Source organism: Bradyrhizobium sp. WD16 (genome assembly GCF_024181725.1).
Taxonomy (GTDB): domain Bacteria; phylum Pseudomonadota; class Alphaproteobacteria; order Rhizobiales; family Xanthobacteraceae; genus Bradyrhizobium_A.
On sequence record NZ_CP028908.1, the window covers coordinates 5,313,381 to 5,324,675 of the forward strand.

An 11,295-nucleotide genomic window follows, 5' to 3' on the forward strand; every position below is an offset into this window, starting at 1 on the left:
CGGCATTGACCGGAAAAATCTCCCAAGTCGGCATGCCCTGTCGTGTCCCCCGGGCCGGATCGCCGGGGGTTTTAGCCGCGAAAAGGAGCCCGGTGCCCCAGGTTCAGAGCTTGATGCCGAGCCGCGCCGCCGCCTGGGCGACGTATTTCTGGGTCTGCTGGAAGGCACCCTCCAGGGCCCTCGCCTTGCTCATGTCGGCGATGGCATCGAAATGCGCTGCCACGGCGTCGGGCGTCCATTCGGTTTCCGGCAAATTGACCCCCTCGCTCTCCAGAATCCGGATCACGGCGAAGGAGCCGGCACCGGCGCCCATGATGGTGCGGGTCGGCGCATTCTCGCTCAGCAGGAACAGCACGGCCGGGGTGATCGATTCCGGCCTGAGCAGCTGCAGCGCCTGGGGCGGCAGCAGTTCTTCGGTCATGCGCGTCGCCGCCGTCGGCGAGATGGTGTTGACGCGGACGTTGTTCTTGCGGCCCTCTTCGGCCAGAACGTTCATCAGCCCAGCCATGGCGGCTTTGGCCGCGCCGTAATTGGCCTGACCGAAATTGCCGAACAGCCCGGAACTCGAGGTGGTGATGACGATGCGGCCGTAATTGCGCTCGCGCATGCCGTTCCACACCGCCTTGCAGCAGTTGAAGGTGCCGATCAGGTGGACGTCGATCACCTTGCGGAAATCAGCCGGCTCCATCTTGGAGAACGATTTGTCACGCAGAATACCGGCGTTGGCGACCATCAGGTCGACCGCGCCCCATTTCTCGGTGGCCTTGGCCACCATGGCCTCGACCTGCTCGAAGCTGGAGACGTCGGCGCCGTCGGCCATTGCATCACCGCCGGCCTGGCGGATCTCCTCGACGACGGTTTCCGCTGGTCCGAGCGAGCCGCCGGTGCCGTCGCGCGCACCGCCGAAATCATTGACCACGACCTTGGCGCCACGCGCCGCAAGTCCCAGCGCGTGAGCGCGGCCGAGGCCGTTGCCGGCGCCGGTCACGATCGCCACCCGCCCGTCAAATCTGATCGTCATCTGTCGTCTTCCTCTTCTTCAAATTCCACGCCGACCGCCTTCAAACGAGCCGGATTCAGGTGAACACGGTCAGACCGAGCCAGTCGGCAACCAGGGCGGGCTTGTCCTCTCCTTCGATTTCAACCGTCACGCCGGTGCGCGCCAGCAGTTCTTTCGGCGTGCGCATGGTCGCGCCGGTGAGCGTAAAGCGACCGCGCACCCGCGAGCCCGACCTCACCGGCGACAGGAAACGCAGCTTGTCGAAGCCGTAATTGACCCCCATGGCCGCGCCTTCGAGCGAGGGCAGCACCTCGTAGGCGAAGACGCTGAGCAGCGACAACGTGAGGAAGCCATGGGCGATGGTGGTGCCGAACGGCGTCTTTCGCGAGCGCTCCGGATCGACGTGAATGAACTGGTGATCCTCGGTGACCTCGGCGAAGCGGTCGATGCGGGATTGGTCGATGAGATGCCATGGCGACACCCCGATCTCCTTGCCCACCAGCTTGAGATATTCGTCTCGCGAAATATTCGTCGCCATGGCGTTCCCCGTGCAGATTGCGGGCGCAGATTCCACCAATTGGCGGCTTTGTCCAGCCGTGCCCGATCAGGCCCGGGGCATTGTCCGGGCGATCAATCGCGCCTCCTCAGCAAGAGCCGCGGCGAGCGGCGTCATCGGTTCGCGATGCGGCAGCACAAGCCCGATGGAATGCACGGTCGACGGCTCGACAATGGGAATTGATCGCACCTTGTCGGTCAGTCCCAGCGTCTCGGCGAGGCGCGCGGGCATCACACTGGCCCAGCGGCCGGTGCGGACGTGGGCATAGAGCACGATCATGGAGTTCGATTCCAGGGTCGGCGATGCCGACGCGCCGGCCTGTTGCAGCAGTTGGTCGATGATGCGCCGGTTCTGCATGTTGGGTGTGAGCAGGCAGAGCGGAATCCTGCCGACCTCGGCCCAGCTCACCACGTCGCGATCGCCGAGCTCGCCGTCAGGTGCCGTCAGCAGCCGATACTCCTCGAAGTAGAGCGGCACGGTGGTGACATTGCCCAGCGGCTCGTTGTCGAGATAGGTCAGCCCGGCATCAACCTCGAGGTTTTCGAGCAGGCGCAGGGCCTCGATCGAAGTCGAGGAGATGATCGAGAACTTCACGCCCGGATGCTTGGCGCGAAACGGCGTTGTCAGCGTCGCGGTCATCGCCAGCGCGGTCGGGATCGCCGCCAGCCGGATATGACCGACGAGGCCGTGCTTGAGGGCATCGACATCCTCGCGCATGGCGCGGGCATCGCCGACGATGCGCCGCGCCCAGACCAGGACCCGTTCCCCCTCCGGGGTAAATCCCTGAAAGCGCGAGCCGCGATTGACCAGCAGCAGCCCCAGGGATTCCTCAAGCTGCTTGATCCCGGCCGACAGCGTCGGCTGGCTGACATTGCAGTATTCGGCGGCCCGGCCGAAATGCTGTTCGCGGGCCAGCGCAATGAGGAATTCCAGCTTGTCGATCATCGCGTTAGGGGCGTCGGAGGAAGGGAGGAGACAGCAAGCCCTGTTTCGGCGGCAAGCGCAAGATGGCAATGCGCCAGGCCGTCCTCCCCGAACCGGGCTCCCCGACGGAGAGGCACAACCGAAAATTACCCGCAAGACCGACGGGATCAGGTGTCGCCGGCGGCGCGGGCGGCGCGCAATTCGGGAAAATCGTCCTCGTGGAACTCGACGCCGCGCAACACGCTGGCGCGATCGCCCTCGTGCTCGAGGCGTCGCAGCTGCACCCGCCGGATCTTGCCAGAGATGGTCTTGGGCAGTTCGGCGACGATCTCCAGTCGGCGGACGCGCTTGAACGGCGCCAGCCTGGCCTGGACATGACGCAGGATCGACAGCGCGGTCTCCCGCGATGGGACTGCGCCGGAGGTCAGCATGACATAGGCCTTGGGCACTGCGAGCCGGATCGGATCCGGCGACGGTACCACCGCGGCCTCGGCCACCGCCTCGTGCTCGATCAGCACGCTTTCGAGCTCGAACGGGCTGATGCGGTAATCGGACGATTTGAAGACGTCGTCGGAGCGGCCGACGAAGGTGAGATACCCCTCGTCATCGACAAAAACGACATCGCTAGTGCGGTAGACCTCGCCCTCGGCGCCGCGAGCGGCGCCATCCTCGCCGAGATAGCCCTGCATCAATCCTGCCGGACGTGCCTCGCCGAGTAGAAGACAGACCTCGCCCTCCCGCGCCGGACGACCGTCGGCATCGCGCACCGTCACGCTATAACCGGGCAGCGGCCGCCCCATCGAGCCGACCTTGACCTTCTGGCCGGGCGAATTGCCCGCCAGCGCCGTGGTCTCGGTCTGGCCGTAGCCGTCACGAATGGTCAGGCCCCAGGCCACCTTGACCTGGTCGATGACCTCGGGATTGAGCGGCTCGCCGGCGCCGCAGACCTCGCGCAGCGCCATACGCCAGGCCGCCAGATCCTCCTGGATCAGCAGCCGCCACACGGTGGGCGGGGCGCACAGGGTGGTGACGCCACACCGCTCCACCGTCGCCAGCAGCCCCCTCGCGTCGAAGCGTGGCTGGTTGACCACGAACACCGTGGCGCCCGCATTCCACGGCGCGAAGACGCAGCTCCAGGCATGCTTTGCCCAGCCGGGCGAGGAGATGTTGAGATGAATGTCGCCCGGCTGCAGCCCGATCCAGTACATCGTCGACAGCGCGCCGACCGGATAGCTGCGCTGGCTGTGCCGAACGAGCTTCGGCTTCGCCGTGGTCCCCGAGGTGAAATAGAGCAGCAAGGGGTCGTCGGCGCCGGTCGGCCCGTCCGGCGAGAAGGTGTCGGCAAACCCCGCCGCCGCCTCATAGGGCTCCCAGCCTTCGTCGCCGCCCGCACCGACCACGATGCGCGTCAGGCCCCCTGCCCCGAGCCCGTCGAATTTCGCCACCTGATCCTGCGCCGCCACCACCGCCCGGGCGCGGCCGCGCTCCAAGCGGTCGCGCAACTCGTCGGCAGTTAGCAGCGTCGTCGCCGGAATGACGACGACACCTAGCTTCATCGCCGCCAGCATGGTCTCCCACAGCGGCGCCACGTTGCCGAGCAGCAAAAGCAGGCGGTCGCCGCGCCGCAGACCCCGCGCCCGCAGGAGATTGGCGAGCCGATTGGAGCGCCGCGACAGTTCAGCGAAAGTCAACTTGGTCTCGGCGCCGGTCGCGGCGACGTCGACGATCCACAGGGCCAGACGGTCACGGCTGTCCGGCGCGCGCGCCAGGGCGGCATCGAACCAGTCGAGCGCCCAGTTGAACTCCACTTCATCGGGCCAGCGGAAGCCGGCCACCGCTGTCGCATAATCAGTGCGGTTCTCCAGCAGAAAGGCGCGTGCCTCCGGGAACGTAGTCATCAGGTTCTCCGGTCGGGGGCAGCAAGATCGCGCAGGTGACGGATGATACCTGAAAAATCGACGCCGCCATTCCCGGCGCCGTCGAAAGCGGCATAGATCTGTTCGGCATGGGCGCCGAGCGGCGTCGCGGCGCCGGTGGTGGTCGCGGCCGCCTGGGCGAGACGCAGATCCTTGAGCATCAAGGCCGCGGCAAAACCGGGCTTGTAGTCATTGTTGGCCGGCGACGCCGGGACCGGTCCCGGCACCGGGCAGTAGCTCGTCAGCGACCAGCACTGGCCCGACGAGGTCGCGGCGACATCGAACAGCGCCTGGTGGGACAAACCGAGCTTCTCGGCGAGAGCGAAGGCCTCGCAGACGCCGATCATCGAGATGCCGAGGATCATGTTGTTGCAGATCTTGGCCGCCTGGCCGGCGCCGGCGGCGCCGCAGTGAACAATCTTCTTGCCCATGGCCTCGAGCACGGACTTCGCCCCGGCGAAGGCATCCGCCTCACCGCCCGCCATGAAGGTCAGCGTCGCGGCCTTGGCGCCACCGACCCCGCCGGATACCGGCGCGTCGACGGACTTAAGGCCGGCCGCGCGGGCGAGCCCGTGCGCCTGCCGCGCACTGTCGACGTCCACCGTCGAGCAGTCGATCATCAAGGTGCCAGGTGCCGCCGCCGGCACCACCTCGCCCCACACCGACACCACATGTTTGCCGGCCGGCAGCATGGTGATGACGACGGAGGCGCCCTTGATGGCGACGGCGGCAGACGGGGCGATGGTCACGCCCGCGGCCTTCGCTGCCTCGCAGGACGCCGGCACCAGATCGAAGCCGGTGACCTGATGACCCGCCTTGACCAGATTGTCGGCCATCGGGCCGCCCATGTTGCCGAGACCGATGAATGCGACTTTCGCCATGGCGTGCTCCTCCGGCGCGCGTATTGCGCATGCTGTATTGTCGTGACCGGGCTGACGGAGATGTCAGTCCGGGAAAGCCAGTTCGTCCGCGCGCGGCGAGAAATAGGCGTCGACGATGCTCGGCGTCACGTCTTCCAGGCGGGACGGCACCCAGCGCGGGTTACGGTCCTTGTCGATGATCGCGGCGCGAACGCCCTCGACGAAATCGGCGCTGGCAAAGACCTGCAGGGCAGCCCGGTATTCGCGAACGAGGCATTCCCGCAGCGACGTCAGCCGGCGCGCCTCGCGCAGCAGCCGCAGCGTCACCTTCAGTCCACGAGGCGATTTCTCGCCGATGGTCTTGAGCATCGCCCGGGCGAAATCACTGTCGTCGGCGCGGAGCGCGGCGACGATCTCCTCCACGCTGTCGAAGGCGAACAGGTGGTCGATCTCGGCGCTGCGCGCCGCGATCGGCCCATCGCTCCGGGCAACCGCGGCCGCGGCGACCACCGCCCGCACCTCATCATGCCCGGCACCGCGCGGCAGCCGGGTCAGGGCGGCCCGCAGATCGGGCAAGCCGGCCGCCGGCACCATGGCGTCGGCAAGGCCGGCAAACACCGCATCGGCGCCGCCGGTGGTGTCGCCGGTCAGCGCCAGATAGGTGCCGGTTTCGCCCGGGGCGCGCGACAGCAGGAAGGTACCGCCGACATCCGGAAAAAAGCCGAGCCCGGCTTCCGGCATGCTGATCCTGGTTCGGTCGGTGGCGACGCGGTGGCTGCCGTGGCAGGCAAGCCCGACGCCGCCGCCCATGACGATGCCGTCCATGAAGGCGACATAGGGCTTGGGGTAGTCCTTGATGCGGGCATTGACGACGTATTCCTCGGCCCAGAACACCCTGCCGAGATCGCCGCCGATCTTGGCGCTGTCATAAAGCGAACGAATGTCGCCGCCGGCGCACAGCCCACGCTCGCCGGCGCCCTCCAGCAGCACCAGGGCGACCTGCGGATCAGCGGCAAAACGGTCGAGCGCGCCGTCGATGATCCGCACCATGTCGAGCGTCACCGCATTGATGGCCTTGGGACGATTGAGGCGCAGGATGCCGGCAGCCCCTTCGCGCCGGACGATGACATCGGCCTCCACGGCCGCGGTCATCGCGCGCCCTCGATCAGTTTGCGGGCGACGATTAGCCGCATGATCTCGTTGGTGCCCTCGAGGATCTGGTGGACGCGCAGATCGCGGACGATCTTCTCGATCCCGTAGTCGGCGAGATAGCCGTAGCCGCCATGGAGCTGCAGAGCCTGGTTGGCAACCTCGAATCCGATGTCGGTGCCGAAGCGCTTGGCCATGGCGCAGAGTTTGGTGGCGTCCGGGTCCTTGCGGTCGAGCGCCGCGGCCGCGCGCCACAGGAAAGTGCGAGCCGCCTCAAGTTCTATCGCCATGTCGGCGAGACGAAACTGCAGCGCCTGAAACTCGTCGAGCCGTTTACCGAAGGCGCGCCGCTCTTTCATGTAGGCCAGCGCCTTGTCGAGCGCCGCCTGGGCGCCGCCGAGCGAACAGGCCGTAATATTGAGACGACCGCCGTCGAGACCGGCCATGGCGATCTTGAAGCCGATGCCCTCATCGCCGAGGCGGTTGACAACCGGCACGCGCACGTTCTCGAAGATCACCGCACGGGTCGGCTGGGCATTCCAGCCCATCTTGCGCTCCTCGGCGCCGAAGCTGAGGCCCGGTGTGCCCGCCTCCACGATCACCGTGGAAACGCCACCGGCGCCGTCGCCGCCGGTCCGCACCATCACCACGTAGAGATCGCTGGTGCCGGCGCCGGAGATAAACTGCTTCTGGCCGTTGATCACGTAATGGTCGCCGTCGCGCACGGCGCGCGTGCGCAGCGCCGCGGCGTCCGAGCCCGCGCCGGGCTCGGTCAGGCAATAGCTCGCCACCAGTTCCATGGTGCAGAGCTTCGGCAGCCATTGCCGCCGCTGCGCCTCGGAGCCGTAGGCGTCGATCATCCACGCCGCCATGTTGTGGATCGAGATGAAGGCCGCTACCGTCGGACAGCCGGTGGCCAGCGCCTCGAAGATCAGCGCCGCGTCGAACCGCGTCATGCCCGAGCCGCCGACATCGTCGCGGACATAGATGCCGCCGATGCCCAGCGTCGCCGCCTCGCGAATGACGTCGAGCGGCAGATACTTGCGGGCATCCCAATCCAGCGCGTGCGGCGCGATCCTGTCGGCGGCGAAGCCGCGCGCCATGTCGCGGACCGCGATCTGGTCCTCGGTCAGGGCGAACTGCATGGCCGCAGCGCGCCTATTTCATCGTCGGGATCGAGAATTCGGCGCCCGCCCTGATACCCGACGGCCAGCGCGAGGTGACAGTCTTGGTCTTGGTGTAGAAGCGGATCGAGTCTGGCCCGTGCTGGTTGAGATCGCCGAAGCCCGAACGCTTCCAGCCGCCGAAGGTGTAATAGGCGATCGGCACCGGGATCGGAACATTGATGCCGACCATGCCGACATTGACCTTGGCGGCAAAGTCGCGGGCTGCGTCGCCGTCGCGGGTGAAGATCGCGACGCCGTTGCCGTATTCGTGCTCGGACGGCAGCCGCAGCGCCTCGTCATAGTCCTTGGCGCGCACGACTGAGAGCACCGGCCCGAAGATCTCCTCCTTGTAGATGGTCATCTCCGGCTTGACCTCGTCGAACAGGCAGCCGCCGAGATAGAAGCCGTTCTCGTAGCCCTGCATCTTGAAGCCGCGGCCATCGACCGCGAGCTTGGCTCCCTCGCGCACCCCGGTCTCGATATAGGCCTTGACCCGATCCACTGCCGCGCGGGTCACCAGCGGACCGTAATCGGCGCTGGCATCGGTGGACGGCCCGATCTTCAACGCCTCGACCCGCGGGATCAGGCGCTCCATCAGCTTGTCCGCGGTCGCCTTGCCGACCGGCACCGCCACCGAGATCGCCATGCATCGCTCGCCGGCGGAGCCGTAGCCGGCGCCGATCAGGGCGTCGACCGTCTGGTCCAGATCGGCGTCTGGCATGACGATGGCGTGATTCTTGGCGCCGCCGAAGCACTGGCAGCGCTTGCCGGTCGCCGCAGAGCGTTCATAAATGTATTGCGCGATCGGCGAGGAGCCGACGAAGCCGATGGCGCGAATGTCCGGATCGTCGAGGATGGCGTCCACCGCCTCCTTGTCGCCGTTGACGACGTTGAGCACGCCCGGCGGCAGGCCGGCCTCGATCATCAACGCCGCCAGCATCATCGGCACGCCCGGATCGCGCTCGGAGGGCTTGAGGATGAAGGCGTTGCCGCAGGCGATCGCCGGGGCGAACTTCCACATCGGGATCATGGCGGGGAAGTTGAACGGCGTAATGCCGGCGACCACCCCGAGCGGCTGGCGCATCGAATAGATGTCGATGCCGGGACCAGCGCCCTCGGTATATTCACCCTTCATCAGGTGCGGGATGCCGATGGCGAATTCGACCACCTCCAGCCCGCGCTGAATGTCGCCCTTGGCGTCGGGCACCGTCTTGCCGTGCTCGCGCGCCAGGCAGTCGGCCAGCTTGTCGTAGTCGCGCTGGGCGAGCTCGAGGAATTTCATCATCACGCGGGCGCGACGCTGGGGATTGGTTGCCGCCCAGCCGACCTGGGCCGACTTGGCATTGAGCACCGCCTCGCGCAGTTCGGCCTTGCTGGCGAGGGCGACCTGGGCCTGGACCTCGCCCGTCATGGGCTCGAACACGTCGGCAAACCGGCCTGACTTTCCCTTGACTTCCTGCCCGCCGATGAAGTGTCCGATCTGACGCATGCTGATCCTCCTGCAGTCAATCCGAGACTTTTTGACCTGCGTTTTATAACATTCAACTCCAAGACTTTGCAGGATAGATGTGCACAAATGCCGGATCAAGCCGACCCAGACTGGGACGATTTCCGCTTCGTGCTGGCGATCGCGCGGGGCGGCACGGTGTCGGCCGCCGCCAAGCAGCTCGGGGTCGACCACACCACGGTGATCCGGCGCATCGACCGGCTCGAGCGCCACCTCTCCGCCAAGCTGTTCGACCGGCGCAAGACCGGCTATCTGCTGACCGAGGCCGGCCACCGCGTCGCCGCCAATGCCGAGGCAATAGAATCGACCGTCATCGCCAGCCAGAATCAAATCGGCGGCTCACGGGCGCGGTTGACGGGCACCGTGCGGATCGGCGCGCCGGACGGCTTCGGAACCTATTTTCTCGCCCCGCGCCTCGTCGAATTCGCCGACCGCTATCCCGATCTCGACCTGCAGATTGTCGCCACCGCGCGGCTGTTCAGCCTGTCCAAGCGCGAGGCCGATATCGCCATCAGCCTGACACTGCCGACTGAAGGGCGTGTAGTCGGCCGCAAGCTGACCGATTACGGCCTCGGGCTCTATGCTGCACCGCTCTATCTCGACCACCACGCCAGGATCACGGGGCGCGACGATCTCGCCGGCCACCGCTTCGTCGGCTATATTGAGGAGCTGCTCTACACGTCCGAGCTGGATTATCTGCCGCTGGTGTCGCCGCGGATCTCGCCGCGCCTGCGCAGCGCCAACTTGATCGCCCAGTTCAACGCAACCGTCGCCGGCTTCGGCATCGCCGTGCTGCCGCATTTCATGGCGCGCCGCGACCCCCGCCTCACCGCCGTCCTGCCCGGTCGTATCGAGATCCGGCGCAGCTTTTTCCTGTTGATGCACGCCGACAGCAAGGATCTCGCGCGGATCCGCGCAACGGCCGATACAATCTATGAACTAGTCGAACGCGAGCGCCACCTGTTCGATCCGGGTCTGGGCGCTGCCCCCTCATAACCGGGGCGCGCCGCCTTCCGCCGTTACGGCTCGCGCCGATACCTCAGAACTTTAGATCAAAAAATCCGTCCAATCAGGAACGAGCGGCGCTACCGCGATTGGAACGGCGCTGTGCTGCGACAGGCTGCGTCCGGGGCTTGGTCTCGGCACGCTGCGATCGCCGGCGCCGGGGGCTCGGTCCCGCACCGCCTCCTCCGATTCCGGCCAGTGCCGCAGCGCGACCGGCCTCAAGAACTTCGCGCGACAAGGCGCCCTGCCCTGTCGCGCGGGCGAGCAGCAACGTTCCGACCAGGGTCACGAGCGTGCCGATGGTGCGGCGTCGCGCCGCAGCGCTCCCCTTCGCCGCCTCGGCAGCGAACACCTCAATCATCTCTTCGATCTTATCGGCGAACATTCGCCGCGACTTGCCGCCCTCGCGAGCCACATCGGCCCCGAGCGCGGGAATGACGCACCCGCGACCGGCATTATCCCGGTGCTGCGGCGTCAGATAATTGTCGACCAGCAGAGCCAGCCGCTCCTCGAGCGGCTTACCCTCGACGAGCTGGCTCCAGGAGGCATTGGTATTGTCCAGCGCATGCGCGATCGCCTCGACCACGAGATCGTCCCGCGAGGCGAAATGCGCGTAGAAACCGCCATGGGTGAGCCCGGCTTCCTTCATCAGGTCGGCGACGCCAACGCCCTGCGTTCCCTTCGCCCGCAATTGAAGTGAAGCATGCCTGACGATCCGGGCGTGCGTTTCGGCCTTATGCTCCTTGGGATACCGCATGTGAGCGCACCGTTATGATGCCGGGAGCGGCCGCCCCGAAAGGCGCTGTTGCGAGCCATTATCGAAGACTTGATCCTCGACACGATCGGTCGCAGCTCGACTCCGCTGTCGGCAGAATGATTGCTGTCATGTGAAGCGACCGCGCGTCATATACTATGGGCTGATAGTCGGGACAACTGCAAGATGATCGCTGACACAAACTATTGCAGAATTACACACGAAGATCGCGGCGTTGCCGACCTGACATTCTGCAACTCTGAGTCATTGAATATCAACGGAACGCCGACGATCGCCGGCGTGACCGCCGCCATCAGCGAAATGTCCGGCAATGATTCGGTCCGTGCACTGGTTCAGGCCTGAGAGATCGAGCAAGCTTTCATCGGCGGCGCCGACATATACGAGATGGCACGGCTGGAACCTCACACAGCGCGACGCTTCATCACAGGCCACTCCGG

11 protein-coding genes are annotated in these 11,295 nt (G+C 66.3%); 2 read left to right on the plus strand and 9 right to left on the minus strand.

The window, feature by feature from the left end:
- Window positions 1-103 precede the first annotated feature (103 nt).
- The 8 genes from DB459_RS24595 to DB459_RS24630 form a co-directional block, all read right to left on the minus strand.
- On the minus strand, window positions 104-1,021 hold the full coding sequence (locus DB459_RS24595; RefSeq protein ID WP_253709151.1) for an SDR family NAD(P)-dependent oxidoreductase: 918 nt from the start codon (window positions 1,019-1,021) through the stop codon (window positions 104-106).
- 55 nt (window positions 1,022-1,076) lie between these two features.
- On the minus strand, window positions 1,077-1,538 hold the full coding sequence (locus tag DB459_RS24600) for a MaoC family dehydratase (protein ID WP_253709154.1): 462 nt from the start codon (window positions 1,536-1,538) through the stop codon (window positions 1,077-1,079).
- A gap of 66 nt (window positions 1,539-1,604) precedes the next feature.
- A complete protein-coding gene (locus DB459_RS24605) occupies window positions 1,605-2,501 on the minus strand; it encodes a LysR family transcriptional regulator (protein ID WP_253709157.1) in 897 nt (298 codons plus the stop codon).
- Window positions 2,502-2,647: 146 nt separating this feature from the next.
- Window positions 2,648-4,378, minus strand: a complete 1,731-nt coding sequence (locus DB459_RS24610) for an AMP-binding protein (RefSeq protein ID WP_253709160.1) — start codon at window positions 4,376-4,378, stop codon at window positions 2,648-2,650.
- Complete coding sequence (gene mmsB / locus DB459_RS24615) at window positions 4,378-5,277, minus strand: 3-hydroxyisobutyrate dehydrogenase (protein WP_253709162.1); 900 nt, start codon at window positions 5,275-5,277, stop codon at window positions 4,378-4,380. Before mmsB ends, DB459_RS24610 begins: the two co-directional genes overlap by 1 nt.
- Window positions 5,278-5,340: 63 nt before the next feature.
- Window positions 5,341-6,408, minus strand: a complete 1,068-nt coding sequence (locus DB459_RS24620) for an enoyl-CoA hydratase/isomerase family protein (protein ID WP_253709165.1) — start codon at window positions 6,406-6,408, stop codon at window positions 5,341-5,343.
- Window positions 6,405-7,550, minus strand: a complete 1,146-nt coding sequence (locus DB459_RS24625; protein ID WP_253709167.1) for an isobutyryl-CoA dehydrogenase — start codon at window positions 7,548-7,550, stop codon at window positions 6,405-6,407. The genes DB459_RS24620 and DB459_RS24625 overlap by 4 nt, the downstream gene beginning before the upstream one ends.
- A 13-nt stretch (window positions 7,551-7,563) precedes the next feature.
- Window positions 7,564-9,060: a CoA-acylating methylmalonate-semialdehyde dehydrogenase gene (locus tag DB459_RS24630; RefSeq protein ID WP_253709169.1), complete on the minus strand. Its 1,497-nt coding sequence runs from the start codon at window positions 9,058-9,060 to the stop codon at window positions 7,564-7,566.
- Between the two features lie 87 nt (window positions 9,061-9,147).
- Between DB459_RS24630 and DB459_RS24635 the strand changes: the two genes are divergently transcribed.
- Entirely contained in the window at window positions 9,148-10,074 is a 927-nt protein-coding gene (locus tag DB459_RS24635) for a LysR family transcriptional regulator (RefSeq protein ID WP_253709171.1), read from the plus strand.
- Between the two features lie 73 nt (window positions 10,075-10,147).
- Here the strand turns inward: DB459_RS24635 and DB459_RS24640 are convergent, their stop codons facing one another.
- A complete protein-coding gene (locus tag DB459_RS24640; protein WP_253709173.1) occupies window positions 10,148-10,840 on the minus strand; it encodes a TetR/AcrR family transcriptional regulator in 693 nt (230 codons plus the stop codon).
- A 183-nt stretch (window positions 10,841-11,023) separates the two neighbouring features.
- On the opposite strand from DB459_RS24640, the gene DB459_RS24645 reads away from it, so the two are divergent.
- Window positions 11,024-11,200 carry a hypothetical protein gene (locus tag DB459_RS24645; protein WP_253709176.1) on the plus strand — a complete coding sequence of 59 codons (177 nt, stop codon included), beginning with the start codon at window positions 11,024-11,026 and terminating at the stop codon, window positions 11,198-11,200.
- The last annotated feature ends 95 nt before the right edge of the window (window positions 11,201-11,295 follow it).